The sequence below is a fragment of the Mycobacterium sp. ACS1612 genome (genome assembly GCF_001667505.1).
Taxonomy (GTDB): domain Bacteria; phylum Actinomycetota; class Actinomycetes; order Mycobacteriales; family Mycobacteriaceae; genus Mycobacterium.
Genome location: NZ_LZHZ01000037.1, coordinates 157,477 through 175,188 on the forward strand (window position 1 = coordinate 157,477; position 17,712 = coordinate 175,188).

The 17,712-nt window shown below is 64.5% G+C and carries 8 protein-coding genes; 3 read left to right on the forward strand and 5 right to left on the reverse strand.

Annotated elements, in window-relative coordinates; translation table 11 throughout:
- Positions 1-5 precede the first annotated feature (5 nt).
- From A5724_RS17410 to A5724_RS17430, 5 genes are read right to left on the reverse strand one after another with little or no spacing between them, the layout of a single operon-like run.
- Positions 6-1,097: a ComEC/Rec2 family competence protein gene (locus tag A5724_RS17410; protein ID WP_067804396.1), complete on the reverse strand. Its 1,092-nt coding sequence runs from the start codon at positions 1,095-1,097 to the stop codon at positions 6-8.
- A complete protein-coding gene (locus A5724_RS17415) occupies positions 1,094-3,187 on the reverse strand; it encodes a caspase family protein (RefSeq protein WP_197518698.1) in 2,094 nt (697 codons plus the stop codon). Before A5724_RS17415 ends, A5724_RS17410 begins: the two co-directional genes overlap by 4 nt.
- The gene (locus A5724_RS17420) at positions 3,184-4,512 is read right to left on the reverse strand and encodes a hypothetical protein (protein WP_156752330.1); all 1,329 of its coding nucleotides are present in this window, start codon (positions 4,510-4,512) and stop codon (positions 3,184-3,186) included. The genes A5724_RS17415 and A5724_RS17420 overlap by 4 nt, the downstream gene beginning before the upstream one ends.
- A gap of 11 nt (positions 4,513-4,523) precedes the next feature.
- Complete coding sequence (locus A5724_RS17425; protein ID WP_156752331.1) at positions 4,524-6,428, reverse strand: hypothetical protein; 1,905 nt, start codon at positions 6,426-6,428, stop codon at positions 4,524-4,526.
- A gap of 45 nt (positions 6,429-6,473) precedes the next feature.
- Positions 6,474-7,850: a hemopexin repeat-containing protein gene (locus A5724_RS17430; RefSeq protein ID WP_067804405.1), complete on the reverse strand. Its 1,377-nt coding sequence runs from the start codon at positions 7,848-7,850 to the stop codon at positions 6,474-6,476.
- A 323-nt stretch (positions 7,851-8,173) separates the two neighbouring features.
- Between A5724_RS17430 and A5724_RS17435 the strand changes: the two genes are divergently transcribed.
- The 3 genes from A5724_RS17435 to A5724_RS17445 are packed head-to-tail and all read left to right on the forward strand — an operon-like array spanning position 8,174 to position 17,460.
- Entirely contained in the window at positions 8,174-11,992 is a 3,819-nt protein-coding gene (locus A5724_RS17435) for a LysM peptidoglycan-binding domain-containing protein (RefSeq protein WP_067804408.1), read from the forward strand.
- Positions 11,993-12,013: 21 nt separating this feature from the next.
- Positions 12,014-16,507 (forward strand): hypothetical protein, encoded by a 4,494-nt coding sequence (locus A5724_RS17440; protein WP_156752332.1) that lies wholly within the window; start codon positions 12,014-12,016, stop codon positions 16,505-16,507.
- A gap of 29 nt (positions 16,508-16,536) precedes the next feature.
- Complete coding sequence (locus A5724_RS17445; RefSeq protein ID WP_067804413.1) at positions 16,537-17,460, forward strand: hypothetical protein; 924 nt, start codon at positions 16,537-16,539, stop codon at positions 17,458-17,460.
- Positions 17,461-17,712 lie beyond the last annotated feature (252 nt).

A 17,712-nucleotide genomic window follows, 5' to 3' on the forward strand; every position in this document is an offset into this window, starting at 1 on the left:
TTCACTCACCTCTCGATCGCGAGCAAGTCGACTAGGATTCCCGGCTTGCCCTGGGGCGGGTAGACGGTCTGGTAACCCCACTTGTCGCGCAGTGTGTCGCTATCCCAAACGCTGTTTCGATCCGATCGATAGTTGAAGACCAGTACCGGTGAGGGACCGCCGTATTTGATGACCCGCGCGACCGCTTGATCGTTGGGATGCCTCTGATTGCCGCTGCCATCGGTGGAGAACACATACGTGTGGGCGCGCACTCGAGACAGCAGGTTGCGGGTGACATTGGCCTTGCTGCCGTGGTGAGGCAACTTGAAAACATCGACGTCGAGCGCATTTCCCGCGCCGACGAGTTGATCGATACCGGCGATCAGCACATCCGGATGTGCGTCACCGGCGAGAAGGCAAGTGCGGTTGGAGAATTCGGCCAACAGGGCAATCGTGCTGCCATTGGCGACGGTGTCATCGGTTTCGGTGCTCTGATCGGCTAGCGCATCGACGTCGGGCGGTCCCATCCGCTCCGCCCCGGACATAGGCGGAGGGGGCGGAGGGGGCGGAACGTGCGGATCCAACCCCGCGGCCCGCACGATGTCGGCCCAATTGGTGCCCTTGCGAAGTTTCCGCAGTTGCTCCATGCCGGGCGACAGCACCGTGAACCGCAGACCGTTGATCGGGTCTGGCGTCGGTGGCTTCGCGGGGGCGGGTTCGGTGATGGCGACCGGCCCCTTTCCGAAGGACGTATTCCAGGCATATCCGCGGTCGACGATGAGAGTGGTGAGCTTCTCGCCCTCGATCGGCCCCATCGGCTCCAATGCGGTATCCGGAAGATGACGGAACCCGTTGAACCACACTTGTTTCGGCGCAGGCGGATCAGTCTGTTTCAACAGCTTGACCATTCCTGCGATGTGATCGTTGTCGATGTGGGTGACCACAAGCAGATCGAGATCCGCATTCGCACCGAGGAACTGGCCGACGGCGGCCGCGGCCGGCCCGACACCGCCGTCGATCAGTATTCGGCTCATCTGACCGTCGGTGCCGTACTCGAGCACCAACGCGTCGCCGTTACCGGCTGGCAGGGCGTGCAGTAGGAACGTCGCCTCACTCATCGATCCACCCATCCTCTATCGAAATCGCCGCGCGGCGGCCCGACCTGCTTCCAGCCGGCGTTCGGCGGAACATCGGCCATCAGGCGCTCATGTACGTGCAGCGTCGTGCAGAGTGCGGAGAAGTCGGCCAACGGCGCGAGAGCCGCCGCGGTCCGGGCAACCTCGGCGATGTCGAGGGCGTCGCCGAGCTGTGGCTGTCTCAGTGCATTGCTCTCGGCGGCAAGCAGCGACAGACCCTCCGAGAAGATCGGGATGCCGCGCTTGATCGCTGTCCTGAACCAGCCAGCGGCCACTTCGTCGTCGCCGCGCCGCGCCGCGAGGACACCGGCGATAACCGGGCCGTCCGGCAACAGGTCGAAGATCTCGGCGAGATTGTCCGGCCAATTGTGCATGCGGTCCAGTTCGTGCAACTTCAGCAGCGCGTAGCCGCCGATGATCGCACCTATAGGGTCTGCCATCTTCTCTCGCAGCATGTCCTCGGCGGTGGTGGCCATACTCATCACCGCTCGGTCCGCGCGGCCCGAATTCAGGTATCCCGCAATGGTGTTCACTTCCTCATCGCCTGGACGGGCGATCGCGGTCACCTTGTCGAATCCCACGCCGACGTACACCTCGCAGGGCGCGCGTCCGCCGCCGATCGGTAGGGCCACCATCGGCGACTGCTGCCCGCCGTCGGACTCGATCTGGAAGAACACCGGTGCCGTCCACATGTCACGGATCGTTAGCCTGTGCAGGTCGTTCACTCCCGCAGATGGGGTGTACGACTGCAGGGGCGGCGGAGACTCGTGCAGACGGAATGCGCCGTCCGCCCATCGGAAGAACCTGATGTACCAAGGCATGGGCACCAGGCCGAGTTCCGGCGGCGCGGTCAACTGGTCCGAGGGCACTTCGACATCGATGACGAGTTCACTGTCTCCCGGTGTCACCACGAATCCGTGGACGTGTTCTCCGCCCCACGGCAACGGCACAACGGCCTCGTAGTTGCCGACCGCCAATTCGAGTGGCTTGTCTGTGAGCATTCGAGTCTCGCTGGCCAGAATGTTGCCCGCCAGTCGCACCGACACCGGCCGCTGCGGATGTACCGCGATACGCACGAACCGCAACTGGCCCAGTGGTGAATCCACATCGAAGGTGGGAGCCCAGGCGGGTATCGGCATGCCTGCGCCCGCGGCAACTTGCGGACGACGATGAACCGCTACATCGAGGTCGCCGTCGCCCCCCAGCGTGGTCCGCTGCTCTTCGCCGTATTGCCTGCCAAGGTCTTTGACCACCTGCCGTAACGTGGAGGTGAGCTCATTGAATTGCACCGTGCACCCGTCGTTTTCGACGGGCGCTCGGCTTTCCAGGCACTCGATCAACGCCTGCGAATACAACGTGGCTCGTCGCGCGGGATCGGCGAACGCGTAATCCTTGGGCCGCGCACCGAAACACACCCACGACGCCTCCGCCTCGGGCCCGCGCGGACCGTCCAGTCTGATGCCCGCAGAAAGTGTCTCGTAGCTCGCCGTGGCCTCAGGGTCGATTCGGCATGCGTCGTAGAAGTAGAACTGGAGCTTGGGTGTTGCGGTGGCCGGTCGGTTCGGGTCGGCGACGATCCCTCGTCGCACCGATTCAACATCGATGGCGGCGTGCAACGGGGTCGGCGCGTTGGGCGCGCCGAAGTCTTCCAGCAGCAGGATTCCACCACCGAAGCCGGTCTGTATGCCGTGACCGGCGATGTACAGGATCGCCAGGTTATCTGCGTTGGCGCGGACATCCCTGCGCCACGCTGTGATTGCATCAGACGCGTTCTGGTATGTCGCCGGCGGTGCAGTGATGCCGTGCGGTAACGGCACCTCGTTGTCGGAGGGTGAGACCAGTAACCGGATCGATCCCTTGCTGGCAGTGGGGTGTTCGAGGTTGTCACGGATCCACGCAGCCACCCGCACGGCAGAGGTAGCCGCTGCTCGCAACTGCGTCAACCCGGCCGCCAATGGCTCATCGGTCAAAGGGCCAGTGCCGCCGGATAAATGGGGATAGCGGCTTACGCCGATGATCAGCGCATGATAGGCGGGGTCTGCGTTTCCCGCGGCTTGGAACAGATCGCTCACTGACCCACCTTGAAGGTCAGCTGAGACCACCACTCGGTCTCGACGAGGTCACTGGCCGGGTTGTCGCCGACGGTGTTCTTGTTCGGCTTGATCACCCGATGATGTTCGGTGGTGAGCGCATCCATCAACGGCTGATAGGGAATGGAGTCCTTCCACAGCTTGACCAGCCCCCACGGGACCATCACGTCGCCCGGCCTGTTGTTCCACTGTTTTTCGATGAACGACATCGGCGTCGCGTTGTGTGACCCGTGGTGGCCCATCTTGTAGAAGTCGACACTGCTGATCAGCTCCAACGATCTCGGATCGGTACGAACCGATTCCCAGGCGCCGTACTGAGCGTCGCCGGGGAACAGCAGCCGCAGCCCGCCGACCTCGAGCACGAAGAACAGGCTGGTGTTGTTGACAGACTGTTCGAGCACGGACGCCGCCGCCAGCAGACCCATGTCGTTGCTCAACCCGTCCAGGTCGAGCTTGGCCCGCGCGTCAAGCAGTTCGCGCGGCACCTGTGTATCGGCGACGACGTACTTCTTGTTGAACAGCCGCATGCCGTCCTCGGTCGCCCGCTCGGTTGCCTTGGGCGGCTCGTCACCGTCGACTTCAGCGTCGACGACGTCGTCGAGGTTGAGCGTGAGCCATCCGGCGTTCCTGGGCGGGTCCATCTTCTTGAGCATCGCGGCGTCGCGAGGCGGGCCCAGAATGTGTGCGACGACACCGCATCCGTCGAATCGGACCGTGTTCTTCACCGGGTCGATATCCGGCAGGTACCGCACGGCGTGCTGGGGGTTGGCGAAGCCAAGGCCGCGTCCCAACAATCGGTTGGTGGCGGTGGCATTGCCTCGCGAGTTCTGCGCCATCGCCATGGCTTGTGCCAGCGACGGATTCGCCCTGGCCCCTTCGGCGCCCAGTTTCTGCTGACGTTCCCCGATCAGCATCGCCAACTTCAGCGCGGTCCGCCGCTGCGCCTCACGCAGGCTCTTGGCATCGTCGTCGTCTTCGTTTTCGACGAACGGCAGCCAGACCTCGTCGACCTCCACTTCGGCCCAATCGTCTTCGGCGAACCCGCGGATGTGGTCGCGGTGGTGATGGGTGGCCACCACGACGTCGAGGCGCGCCGTGCCGCCACAGTCGGCTTTCAGGTCATCGATGATGTTCTTCACCGACTCCTTCAATGGCCGCGCAGCGCCGTGCGAATGCACACCGCAGTCGACCAGCATCCGCCACGTGGATCCATTGCGTTTCACGGTGATCCGGAAGGCGTCGCCGAACCCGACGTTGTACATCCGCACCTCGACGGTTCCGGTGGTGGTCTCGCTTGTCATAGTCATCGCGGATCCGCCTAACAGTTCGAGTGCAGGTTGGCGAAATTGAGCCGGTGCACGGCAGGCTCATCGCTCCAGGCGGTCAACGGATCGGCCTCCGAGACCTCACCGAAGTAGTTTCTGATCTTCTCCAGACGGTCCTCGCCGAACATGTTGACGTAGCGCGAGTCCTCGTCGGTGCCCGGGTTCTTCAACGGCAGCGGCTTGGAGATGATGTGCTGCACTTCGCCGTTGACCCGTGCGATCAGGGTCGTCCCTGCGCGCAGCGGGGTCCGGGCTTCGTCCGGCAGGTCGGGTTGCTCGATCTCCTCGAGGTCTTTGCGCCGCTGGGTGAACTGGACGACGATCTCAGGGCGCGGCTGCGCGTCCTCGGCCTGCCGGTAGGCGACGTGCAAGCTGGCGACCGCGATCGTGTGGTTGGGTTCCAGCCCGATCCGCACCGCGTGGTTGTGCGCCCATTTCGTCAACTGCCGGTAGACCGCTTTCGGTTCCACGACACCGTAATTGGCGTCGGTGTCGAGGTTCATCGACGCCTCCATGACGAGCGTCTCCAGCGGCACCTCGGGCTGGCCGTCACACAGGTTCAGGCCGTTACCACCCGGCCAGCACAACGAACTGTCGGTCAGCGAATCGACGCGCTCCGGGTAGATGCCGCGGCGGCGCAACGCTTCGATCAGGTTGCCGCGCAATTGCAGCGTGTCAGTCGGATAGAGGGCATGGTCCGATGTCGCGATCGCGCGGATGACGTCGCCGAATGTGACATCAACGGGGGGCAGGTAGTCGAACGCCCGGACAACCATCGCGAGGTAGCGGTCAGCGGTCCGGATCGCGTCGGTGGTGACCCGCGCGACAAGGTCTGGGTGAAGCGCTCCCTCTGGCAGTACTCCGGTACCGTTCGTCGCGATGCGGAGCAGGTCGGCGACGGCGGCTTGGTAGCGATCGAGGAACGCGTCGAACACCGCGCCTACGAAGATCGCGCCGCGCTCGTGGGGTTCGGTCGCGTTGTCGAAACGATCCGGCGACCGGAGTTGGCCGGCGGGTATGTCGGGATTGATGGCTGACCGGAGTGCCGCGCCACGGCCGGTGGACTGGCCGAACTCCGATGCCAGATCGAAAAGGGCTCTTCCCTTTTCGAGGCTGCCGGATGTCGACGCGATTGCTTCGAGGACGACCTCCCGGTAGGCGAAGTGCTGGAACAGCGCGATCAGATCGGCGAAAGCTTCATGCCACCCGAAAACGTCACGATTGGTCGCCTCAGCGAAATATGGGCGCAGCCGGTGCACGATCGCATGGGTGACTTCGTGGGCAATGATGTCCGACGACAGGCAGGTGAAGATGACCTGCCCAGGCAGATTCGCCCCCGGGTCGTTGGCGTCGGCACGGTAGTAGCCGAAAAGCACGGCCCTTCTCTTCGGATCGAAGTACGCGTTGCGCCCCTCGAAGGCGTGCGGCACCAGGGACAGCTTGTTCTGACCGCGCCAACGGAACCGCCTGCCGAGGTAGCGCTCGAATCGTTCGATGACACTGGACGCCACGGCGTAGACGATCTGTTGGTGTGACCGCGGGTCGCCCTCAGACGGCTGCAGGCCGTCCTGCGCGAGAATGAATGCATCATCGAGATCGACGAGCGCATACCAGGTTTTGTGCACCGGGTCGTAGTCGACGACGCGCAGCAGCTTGCCCTGCGGCCCTTTCCGGAGAATCGTCTCGTACGGCACGCTGATGGTCAGATATCGCCCGGACAGCCGGGTCGACATCGGGTCGAAGGCAAAAGTGCGCAGGCGCCGGCGCCGCGGTGTGGGCACCAGGGGACCCGCTATCGAGGCCGCGTCTGATCTGGTTGGCAGATGGGACTTTTCGCGCGTCTCACCGTTGCCGGGTGTGATGGCCGCGCCCCCGCTTGCCGCCGTGGTGATCGTCATGTCCATCTCCCCCACCTAGCTGGACACTGTGGCTACAGCGTACGCTCAGCGACCGACGCCATCGGCCCAAACTCCGGGCCAATTGCCCGCGATCGGCTTCGGGTAACCCGGCTCGACGCGGTCTGCCGCGATGTCGTAGCGGACGTACTGCGGGCCCTTGAAGAAGTAGGCCGTGCCGTCGTTCCACACCACGGCTTCGTCGATACCCGACGTGAAATCGTCCGGCATCCCCGGCCAATTGCCCGCGATCGGAGCCGGGAAGCCTGCGTCGACCTTATTGCGGGCGATGTCATACCGGATGTACTCCGCACCCTTGAAGAAATAGGCCTTGCCGTTGGGCCAGACCACGACCGCGTCGATGTCCTCGGTGAACACCCCCGGCCACTTCAACGAGATCGACTTCGGGTAGCCGGGGTCGACTCGCTCGGCCGGCAGATCGAAGCGGACGAACTGGGAACCCTTGAAGTAGTAGGCCTTTCCGTTGGTCCAGATGACGCCCGCGTCGACACCCTCATTGAACTCGGCCGGGAAACCCTCCCATTGCCCGGAGATGTCGACCGGATAACCAGGGTCTGTCTTGTCCGACGCCACGTCGTAGCTCACATACTGCTCGCCCTTGAACAGGTAGACCTTGCCGTTGGGCCACACCCCGGACGGCGACACCGGTCCCGGGTACAGCTTGGCCGCGAAAGCCGCGTCGAGATTGCCGATGTCCTCCCCGCCCGGCACTGCGATGCCGTCCCTCATGATGCTGCCAGGAAGGTCGTAACACATGATCGAGTTCTCGTCGGTGGCGGCGGTGGCCCGCAGCGCTGACGCCGCGAAAGGCGTCAACACCTGCTCGATGACCTCCTGGCGCGACCAGCCCTGCGTGCGCATGAAGAGCTCGATCGCCTTGTCCCGGTCGATACGGTCGATGATCGCCTTGCGCATGTGCTCGTGCGGGAAGCCGAGCGTATGACCGGTTTCGTGCCGGACGACGCGGTATAACTCCGAGTCGGTGGTGTTCATCGTGAAGCTGTCGAGGTTCATCGTCGGCTCGGCGGCCGGGATCGACAGCACGTCGGTCCCCAGGTACGACCAGTAGCCGTCGTCGCGTATGCGGGCGATCCGCACCTGAGGGTCCGTGTTGGTCGCGGTGAACACCACGTTCGCCCATGCGCCCCACGCGTTCATGTGCGAGAGGATTCGACGTTGCAATTCGGCCGACGGATTGTCGAGGAATCCGACGGTCAGCCGGACGCCTTCGGGTCCCCAGTAGTTCTGAGTCATCACCGCCAGCTGTTTCGGCGACGGCGTGAATTCCCGTGGTAGCAGTGCGGTGTTGGGCGCGTTCGCCGGGTTGATGTCGATGGCCCTCGCCGCCGACTCGAGAAGCCTGTCAGGCGGTACTTGCTTGATGGTGCAGCCGATGTATGCCACTGCAGTTCCTATCACCGATCTGGATCGATGTATCGACGGTAGATCCGCACCGATGCGGCGCCATGAGTACTCGACTACTCGAATTCGAATCGGAGTGAACAGTTGCCGCTGGCCGATTTGCCGAAATCCTCCTGAATTGCCGAAAGACACCATATTGCCCTTCAGCGACGAACCCACCGATTTGCTCTGCCTACAGTGCGATCAATACGCGGGCGCCAGAACACAATCCGGCGCTGAAATCGAGTAGTCACCTACTCAGGCCAGGGGTGCCGGTCGACCGTAGTTTCGCCGGTGGGCGAGGAATGGCGCGGCGGGGGGAAGCCATGGACACTTTCTATACGGTCATTCGCGGCGACACGCTGTCCGGTATCGCGCAGCGGTTCTACGGCGACGCCACCAAGTTCCCGATCATCGCTCAGGCGAATGGCATCGCCGACCCCGACCGGATATTCGCCGGGCAGGTGCTGCGAATTCCAGACATCACCCCGCCGGATCCGGGGCCGGACCCCGACCCACAGGAGCCGCCGGACCCGGTCGCGTTCCGGCTGTTGCGCCCGGCCGACCTGTTGAACGTGCAGTGCACCGCCATCGGCTGCCGGGTGGTCACCGACGGGCCAGTCCCGACTGAGCCGCTGGCCCGGCACACCGTCGTCAAGGACGACAACCTATGGAATCTGGCCGTCCACTATTACGGCGACGGCCGGCTGTACCGGTTGATCGCGGAGGCCAACCACATCCCGAACCCGAGTCTGATCTTCCCCGGCACAGTGCTGAGCATCCCGCGACGGCCCAGTCCGCCACCGCCTCCGCCACCCGTGACGCACGTCGTGGTTGCGGGAGACACCTTGTGGGATCTGGCGCAGCGCTTCTACGGAAATCCGTTCCGGTACAGGGAAATCGCCGCTGCCAACAACATCGCGAACCCGTCGCTCATCTTTCCCGGACAGGTCCTCGTCATTCCCGGCATCGGCGGCCCGACAGCGCAGGGCACACGACTGGTGGCGGTGGTCGCTGACGCGCACCTCATTGTCACCTTCGGCCCGCAGAACATCTATGAGGAGGCACCGGAGGCGGGGACCACTCCTCCCGACATCGCCCGCTCCCGCGCCGCCAACGATTCACGGATCGTATTCGAACTACCCAAGGGCACCGAGATCCCGTTCACGACGGCCGGTGTGCTGACCGCGTTGACCACACTCGGACTGCGGGTTGCGCCGCTGGCGGTGCCGAAGCTGGAGCCCGGCGGGCAGCGTGCGCCCGAGGCGCTGGTGCCACCTTCCGCGCCGAAAGAAGACCAGACTGCGATCGAGGCGCCGTATCGACTGGTCGTGTCGCCCGACGTCAACGGCGGGTTCACCCATGCGGCCGACGCCGCGGCGGCACCAAGCGATTCCAGCCGGATCGAACTGTGGCACTCCCGACTCGGGGTACGCCGCGTCGTCGACGGCGAGTTCGTTGAAGTCGACGAGGACGACGACACGCGCCGAACGGTGCGAGCGGTGTGGACGCGGGACGACGACGACACGCAAGATGCCGACCCGACCTACGGTTCCTTGGGTCCCGCCGACCGGCGGGCCATCGTCCGCCAAACCGCCAACCCGAAACCGAACCAAGAACACGGGCCCGACATCGAACCCGAACCGCTGACGGTCGACAAGTTGTTCGTCTCCGCGCTCGGCGCATGGATCGACTGGCGCGCGGGTTGGCCACGGTTCGAGGAATACCTGGGCGACGCGTTGTCGGCATATCGGCATCTCGCGCCGATGGGCCGTGACGCCTACGTGCGGGTCGAAAGGCCGATCTACCTCTTCCCGTTCGGGCACCGCGCCACCCTGGTCAAGCTCACCGAACGCAAAATCAAAGCCGTCGACGGCGATCACGCCGCGCATCTTTTCAAGCGATTCTTCATCGTTCTGCGCGAACGCACCCGCAGCTACGACGACCGGCGACTGCCATTCAGGTCCGTGTCGATCGACCCGGTGGTGTCACCGGACCTGACAGGGATCGTCGACCCGCCCGCGGACTGCTTCGTGCCGACGGTCGGCACCGACAAGTACCAATGGAAGATCACCGCGGTCGACTGGGCCGGCCGCCAGATCACGATGACCACCGCACTGGTGGCTGTGCCCAAGGGCTTCCACACCAAAGCCTTGGACACCTGGAATCAACAGATCGCCAAGAACAAGTCAATCGACGTCGGCGGCGCCGAGGTGGCGTTCGCCAAGGCGAACGTCCCAGGCGACACCACAGCACGAGTACAGTTTCTGGACCTCACCGGCGACGCCGACAAGTTCACCAGCGCGCCCTGGATGGTGAAGGCGCACGTCACGATGCCCGCCCTGGCCGCGATCAATCGCGGTGGCGGCCCGGTACCCGTCACGTATGAAAAGGACTATGTCACCAACGGATTCGTGACGGATGAACCAGCGCAGATCTTCCTTGTGCTCGACGCCGCGAGCAAGCTCGACTTCACCGGCGGCAGTGACAGGGGCGGTGGCTTCATCGAGCCCAATGTGGCGATCAACGCGGTGTCGCGAACGCAGGGGGCCGTCGGCGACAAGGGTGCTGCCAACGGCATCAAACAAGGCGTATTCAATCCCGACGCGTTTCTGGGCAACGCCATGCCGCGGTTGTTCGGCCTGTTCGACCTCAAAGACATCTTGGTCAAGAACCTGCCCTTGACCGAGGCGCCGAAACTGATCGCGGACCAACTCGACTTCATCGGCTCCGTCCTTGCCGGTTACCAGAATCTCGCCACGGCACTGCAGACGGCACGCACCACGCTCGACGCCGATATCACGGCGGCCACGACCGCTGGCGCCAAGCAACGGTTGCAGACCCTGCGAGACCAATGTCAGCTTGCGATCGACAACCTGGCCGCCGAACCAGTTCAACCGCTGATCGATTCGTTGGCCAAGGCCGTCACCGGTGACGTCGGCGCCGTCGGGAACCTGGCGTCCGACTTGCACGCGGCCGCCGGCAAGGCGAAGGATCTCGCGGACAGCGCTTTCCTACCGGCCTATCTGCGCGCCCAGGTCGAGCGGCCATACAAGGCACTGGCCGGCGCACTGGACGTGGCGAAGAGCAACAAGCTCCTCGATGCACTGAAGAACCCCCTCGACAACGCGACGATTCGCTACGAGTGGACACCGACCATCCAGGGCTGGGGTCCGACGCCGGGCGACGACAACCGCGTGTTCATCCCCGCAGATCCCGACAATGCGCTGGCGATCGCCGTCGAGGTCCGCATCCCCACCCAGGGCGAACCGCAGTCCGACGTCAGCGCACAACTACGCAACTTCCGGCTGCAGCTGCTGCCCGGCGCGCCTTTGATGGCAATGGTTTTCAGCCGTGTCGGGTTCCGCGTCGCCACCGGTGGCAAGCCCGAGGTCGACGTCCAGTTCGACAAGCTGGAATTCCTCGGTGCGCTGGGATTCATCGAAAAACTGCGACAGCTGATCCCGTTCGACGGCTTCGCCGACCCGCCCTACGTCGATGTCTCTCCCCAGGGCGCGACGGCAGGGTTCGAACTCGCGCTGCCCAGCGTTGCGGTTGGCGTATTCACGTTGGAGAACATCGCGCTGTCCGCTGACTGCCGCGTGCCGTTCCTCGGCGAGGCCGTCACCGTCGGCTTCGGATTCTGCAGCAAAGAGGCCCCGTTCCGGCTGACAGTGATGGCCATCGGAGGCGGCGGATGGGTCGCAATTCGGTTGGCGCCCAAGGGTTTGGTGATGCTGGAGATGGGCCTTGAGGCCGGTGCCTCGCTGAGCGTCGACCTCGGCGTTGCCTCAGGTTCGGTATCCGTGATGATCGGCGTCTACCTTCGGCTGGAAGGCGAACAGGGGCAGCTGACCGGATACTTCCGTATCCGCGGCGAAGTCGAGGTGCTTGGCATCGCATCGGCGTCCATCACCCTGGAACTGTCCCTGACTTACGACTTCGGTTCAGGCAAGCTCATCGGCCGGGCCAGCCTGCGGGTGGAGATCGAAATCGCTTTCTTCTCCGCATCGGTCGAGATCACCTGCGAGCGGAAACTGGCCGGCTCGAAGGGCGATCCGACCCTGCTGATGATCATGCCGCCCAACGAGGGCGGGCAGCGCATGTGGGATTTGTACTTCAATTCGTTCGCGATCGGAGCGTAGGCCATGGCGACCACTCGGGTGATGACCACCGTTCTACCGTTTTCGGTGGACGCAAATGATCCCTTCCACGTCTCGCTGTACTTCTCCCATCGGCTAGAGGGCGGCGGCACACTGGCCGACTACCCAGCCATGGTCAACTGGGTCAAGGTGCTGCGCGAGGCCACCTTCCGGCTACACACCGACTCGAGTCTGTCGGAGATCGACTGCACACCGCTGCTCGACCCCGACCCCGATCCTTCGATCGTGCCGCCGGTTGAATCTGCCTGGATTACAGCATTTCCCCCCACCACGCAGATTCGCGACTTCCCGAAGCCGACCGTGACGCAGAATTCCTGGCGGTCATTTCCGGCCAACCGGATGCGCGACCACGCGTTGGATGCCCATTACGCATCGGCATGTTCCTGCCCGGTCAACCGGCCGAGCGTCGCGGGCAATCCGCTCGCCGAGGCCACGCTCGACGTATTCCAGGATGCGAGACCGCGCAACGGCGTCATCCGCGCGCTTCGGCAATACCGCGCAGCGGCAATCGATCACCGCGCCGTGCTGACGCGTGATCAGGACAACGATGCGCGCGCGGCCGTCAGCCCGGATCGTCCAACGCCTGCGATCTTCGAACCCGACGTCGGCCCTGTCGTCCGCGTGCGCGACGTCATCACACCGCAGCCGTGGCGTTCGCCGATCGAACTCCTGCTCGCTGATCGCGAACTCGACGCCGATATCACCGCGTTCCTTGATCGGCTCGTCGCCGATCCGCGGCTGATCACCACGCCGATGCTGCAGATGCTCGCCGACGTGCACGCCGCGCAGAAGTATTACAACCGTACCGAAGAAGCCCGCAAGTACGAGCAACGGCCCATCCACGGGCAGAAGGAACCGCCGCGCACACCGCACGCCTCGCCGGACTTCCACGAGCGGGCAGCGTCGACGGCCAACGTGCCCACGCTGGCGCGGACCCTTGGCTTCGTCGTCGACGTCCGCGTCCACGATCTCGATGCCCTCCGCACCGCGACGCGCATCCGTTGTGACGTCATCGTCGACGGGGCCGAGGAGTATCTTTCACCCGAAACACACTGCATGACAGCAGGTTCCCGCTTCCTCGCCAAGCCGACCAGCGACCGGTGGCGGACCGGGAGACTCGCACTCGGCGACCCGGACCGGTACCGGGTGTTGGACCTTGACCCCGACGCGGCCGGACTCAAGCTCGAGCAGTTGCTGCGCGACGTGGTCCGCGCGCTGGCCACGGAGGCCAACGGCGACCGCAGCACGTTCGCCCCGGCGGGCCTGCGCGCGACGGGATTCTGCGTCGCCGAGCTGAACCGTCCCGACGACCTGAAGACCCGCCTGCAACAATCCGAACAACTCGAACCAGTGGTCGAGGTGCCGGGCACTGCGCAGTCGCGCCACCAATTCCACTACGAGGGGCTGCTGCGCGGCAGCCGGGTCGAGGTGTGGGACGACGCCACGAAGGTCTGGCACAGCCTGCACGAACGACGGGTGGACGCGTCGTTCGCCGATGCGGCGATCCTGGGCGGAGCCCGCGACATCGGCTTCCTGCAGAACCCGCCGATGAACCGGGTTCCGGGCAACGAGAACAACCCGTATTACGTCCACGAGGTGCTGGCCGGATGGGACGGCTGGAGCCTGTCAGCGCCCAAGCCGGGCAAAATGGTCATCCACAAGGACGGCGAGGAAGACGTCACCACGAACGCCGAGCAGGTCAGCGACCAAGCAGGGCAACCGCCCGGTATCGAGGTCCATTCCACCGCGGCACAGGGTTCGCTTCCGGCACTGCGCTACGGCCGCAAGTACTCGTTCCGGATCGCCGGGGTCGATCTGGCGGGCAACAGTGTGCCGATGGATCCGCTGCCGACGGGACAACCCGACACACCGCTGGTCGCGGCCGCGCAGGCGCACCTGGACGCGTTGCGTGCCAACGTAACCCAACGCGAGCAGGCCGGTGTCTTCGCATCGCTGCGCGACAGCGGACTGGCACGGCCACGGGCGCCGCAAGCCGAAGGCACTCCCGGTGAGATCGAACGCGCGTCCGCGTCGGCGGTTGAACACGCGTCGGCGGTGCGGATGAACCCCCAGTTGGACATCGAGCCGGAAGGATTGGCGGGATTGTTCGCCGACTCCGGTGATCCGCAAACGGTGAGCACGCCGCGACCGTTCTATCGGTGGGATCCGATCCCGGCACCGACGCTGGTGCCCCGCGTCGCGTACACAGCCGGGGAGTCGTTGCAGCGGATGGTCATTCGGACGGGCTTGGTCGGAGATCCTGGGCTCTGCCAGCGCCACGTCGTGCCGCCGAAGGGCAGCCAGATGGAGGCTGAACTCGACGGCCGGTTCGACGCACTGATGCGGGCGGGCAACCACGCGCGCGCGTACGCGATCGCGCTGAAGGAACGCGGAAATCTTTTCCACACCCGGATCCAGGACCTCAACTCCCCCACTGCGACGATCGTCCAACCGGGCATGGCGCTGCTGGCCACCCCCGGCGCCACAGGCCTCGTAGATCTCGACGACCTGCAGAATCCGACCAACGACCCGAAGCACGACAAGCAACCGGCCGAAGGGCAGTACATCGTTCACGACGTGGACAACCTTGTGCTGCCCTACTTGCCGGACCCGATGGCCCACGGTGTGGCGCTGGTGTTCTACGAAGCGGGCGCCGATCACCGCATGGCCAATCCCCGCGTCCTTCAGTCGGTCGCGATCAAGTACGCCGGTCAGTGGCCGGAGCTGCAACCGTTGCGGTTGGTGCTGCACACCGCGCCGCGACTGGATGCCAAGCAGGACGGCAACGTCATCAACGTCGGCTTGCCTCCAGGCGAGCAGGTGGCGGTGGCGTTCTCCACCACGCTGGATGCCGACCATCTGGACAAGATGGCGTTGTGGAAGCTGCATCCTGTGCATGATCCGAATGTGCCTGAGGCAGACCGCGACACGCTCGCTCGCGCGGCGCGAGACGGTTGGCTGTGGTGGTTGACCCCGGATGAGAGCCTGCGGCTGGTCCATGCCACTGCGCGGCCCGCCCGCCCCCCGATGATCACCCGGTTGCTGGCGCAACCACGGGCAGCCGACATCCCGACCGCCAACCTCGACGGCGTCATCGACGTGCACGGCGCCAGCACCGAAAAGGTCGAGCTTCGTGCGCGCTGGGATGATCTGATCGACGATCCCGCTACCGACGAAACCACCCTTGTCAGTTCCAAGGAGATCGTCGTCGATCACCGGATCGAGGAGCACGAACGGTACTCCCTGCTGACATTGCAGTCCGATGCCGAGCACGTCGGTGACCGCACATCGGAAGTCGCCGTCCGGACGGCAATCCACAAGTTGCCGGATACCAGGGCGCGAGTGGTCAACTACCGGCTGCATGGCACATCGCGATACCGGGAGTTCTTCGCGCCCACCGAACTTCCGCCCGCAGACGACCCTGAATCCGCGGGCAACGAAGTCGCCGTGAACATTCCCAGCTGCGCGGTGCCCGCACCACCTGTGGTGCACTCCGTGATCCCGATGTTCATGTGGGAGCAGACGTCTGAACCCGATCACCCGTTCGCGACTCGCCGAATCCGGCGCAGCGGTGTCCGCATCTGGCTGGAACGCCCCTGGTATTCGAGCGGCAGCGGAGAGTTGTTGGCCGTCCTGACTACGGGAGATCCGGGGCTGACACCGGACGAGAAGGTCAGCCTGTGGGCGCGTGACCCGATCCTGGCCGGACCGGCGATGGCGAACTCCTTTGAAGTGCCGGTGCTGCCGGCGTGGCAGCAGCGCGCAGCCCAACTGGCCATGACACCGCTCGAAGGACCCGGCCGACCGGTGATGCACGTGGTCAAGCAGCGCAAGTCCGATCAGTTCGCCGACCGGGACAAGGTGGTCAACGCCTACATGTTCAAGCCGGAATTCCACAAGGGCCGGAAGCGGTGGTTCGTCGACGTGGTTCTCGACTCGGCCACGGCGGTGTGGTCGTTCCTGCGACTCTCGCTGGCTCGGTATCAGCCCAACTCGATTGCCGGGAAAGAGTTTTCCGAAGTCGTCGCGACGGACTTCGTGCAACTGCCCCCCGAACGGATCGCGACGCTGAGCCGGCCCGAGGCAGATGAGGTACGTATCACGCTGACCGGAGTCACCGCGGTGACAGCGGAACCGGGCGCAGAGAAACCCGTGGCCCCCACCGACAGCACGTCACTGCGGGTCGGGCTCGCGAAGTCCCGCCGGGTCAGTGCCACGCTGCAGGCGCGGGCCGCCGGGGCGAAATCCGATCTCGATTGGACCGACGTGCGGTCGGTCTCGTGTGAGCTGGCGGGCGTCGACGCGACCGCATTCAAAGCGTCGTGGACAGGGGCACTGAAGCTGGAACCTGCCGAACAGCTTCTCACGCCTGGCACGTCGGATGACTTGCGCGTGCTGGTCGAGGAGTTCGAAGTGCTCGCCGCCGACCCGAAGCCGGGCGAGCGGGGGCTGTCCACCAGCGAGCGGCTGGTCTACGCGGATCACGTTGGGCTCTAACCAATATCCATCAGAGGGGGACGACAACAATGCCACTGCAATCAGCCCAGTTCGCCGGGGACGACAGGTTGAACAAAGCACTCGTCGACGACGCGAGTCACGTCACGCCGGGCAGCTTCGGCACGCACGTCCTGAAGATTCAACTGGCTCTCGAGACGTTGGAGCAGATCGAGATCCCGTTCGACGAGAAGGACAATCTCACATACGGGCCTGCGACGGCCGATGCGGTACTGCATTACAAGCGGATTCGGCGAATCATCAACTTCGCGATTCAGCAGGATGCCGACAACATCGTCGGGAAGCGCACGATCAAGTCTCTAGACGACGAGTTGCTGGCCGGCGGCGTCACACGAGCCAGCCAGCTCTCGATCGCCCACCGGCGAAGCCGTGACTCGCTCACCGCGGTCCGCGACCGCCTGGTCGGCTTGCAGTCCGAAATCGACATCGCCGACCAATTACCGGAACCTGCAAGGACATTCGAGGCAGGCATCATCAGTGTGTCCCATGCGCGCGACATGCAGGTGTTGTCGCGGCGCCTGCTCGTCAGTGCCCAACCGTTGGATGCGGGTCTGCGCTCGGCTCTGCAAGCAACCATCGGACTGATGAACCAGAACCTCGCGCAACCGGTGACCGTCGTCGACCAAGGAACGAGCGGCCGGTGCGCATTGGTACCCGGCGGCGTTCCCTTCGCGGCCACCCTCGCGGGCGACCCGCATCCCCGGGTCAGCGTCTGTGATCCGTTCTTCACCGCGTCGGACGATCTCCGTCGCGATGTGATCACCCACGAGTACTTCCATCTCGTCGGTCTCGGCGATCATTCGGTCAGCAATGTCGATGAGGCGCTGACCAACGCGAACACGATCGCCCAGATCGTCGCGTTCCTGTTCGATCGCGATCGGCAAGTGAACTCGGACGGCAACGAACCGGCCATTCCGCCGCTTCCGTCGCCGTGAATCGTTGGAAGCAGGGGGCCTTCATGTTCCTGAACGCTTGCTGCGGATGGGTACGCTCCCGTTCGCCCAGCGATAAGTATTTGCCGAAGTCGGCAATCAGGTCGCCGTCCCGTTAGGCACTTCTGCCCCTGGTGACACACCGTGCTGCGATTTTCCAGCAATGGGCAAAGACCCGCGCTGGCGAATGCTGAAGCCCGCCGCGGACCGTGGTTTACTTCGCTGCGTGGACTGGTTCGGTGACCACGTGCTCGG